This is a genomic window from Paraburkholderia sp. SG-MS1, assembly GCF_012275575.1.
GTDB lineage: Bacteria > Pseudomonadota > Gammaproteobacteria > Burkholderiales > Burkholderiaceae > Paraburkholderia.
Map to the genome: position 1 here is coordinate 1 of NZ_NPIH01000042.1, position 365 is coordinate 365.

The window sequence follows — 365 nt, forward strand, 5'->3', positions numbered from 1 at the left end:
CGGATGACCGAGGAATTGACTGCGCGGCGCGATCGCGTCGACATGGCGCTCGCGCTCGGCGCGACGCGCTGGGAAGCGGCGCAGGCGCCGGCCCAGCAGGCCGTGCGCGCGGGCATGATGCCGATGTTGAACCAGATGGCGGTGGTCGGCGTGGTGAGCCTGCCCGGCATGATGACGGGCCAGGTGCTGGCGGGGCAGTCGCCGCTGCAGGCGGTGCGCTATCAGATCGTCATCATGTTTCTGATCGCGGCGTCATCGTCGCTGGGGACCGTGGGCGCGGTGCTGCTGACCTACCGGCGGCTCTTTTCGGCCGAGCACCGGTTTTTGTCGGCGCGGCTGGTGGAGCGGGCGGTGAAACGGCGGTG

1 protein-coding gene is annotated in these 365 nt (G+C 70.1%); it reads left to right on the forward strand.

Annotated features, from left to right (window positions below; all coding sequences use genetic code 11):
* A partial coding sequence (locus tag CIC12_RS03430) for an ABC transporter permease (RefSeq protein WP_168662194.1) occupies nucleotides 1-365 on the forward strand: 365 nt, incomplete at both ends.